Source organism: Streptomyces chattanoogensis (genome assembly GCF_001294335.1).
GTDB classification, from domain to species: domain Bacteria; phylum Actinomycetota; class Actinomycetes; order Streptomycetales; family Streptomycetaceae; genus Streptomyces; species Streptomyces chattanoogensis.
The window spans coordinates 1-307 of sequence record NZ_LGKG01000099.1; the positions used below are offsets into that span (position 1 = coordinate 1).

At 69.1% G+C, this 307-nt stretch carries 1 protein-coding gene; it reads left to right on the forward strand.

Annotation, left to right across the window (positions count from 1 at the left end; genetic code table 11):
* On the forward strand, nucleotides 1–307 hold a 307-nt coding region (locus tag ADL29_RS11815), incomplete at both ends, for an ATP-binding cassette domain-containing protein (protein ID WP_157878466.1).

Sequence of the window (307 nt, forward strand, 5' to 3'; positions counted from 1 at the left end):
CATCGAGGCGGCCGGTCCGCTGATGCACCTGGCGAACTACATCAACGATGCGAAGGCCGGCGCCGTACGGATCGCGGAGCTGCTGCGTATGCCCCCGCTTCCCGAGCCGGAGCACCCCCACGTGCCGAAGGACTCCGGCATCACGCTGGAGAAGGTCTGCTTCCGCTACTCGGCGGAGCGCGGCGATCCGGTGTTGGACGGCGTCGACCTCGACATCCCGGCGGGCACGGTCTGCGCCCTGGTCGGCCCGTCCGGATCGGGTAAGTCGACGGTCGCACGGCTGATTCCGCGCTTCTACGACGTCGAG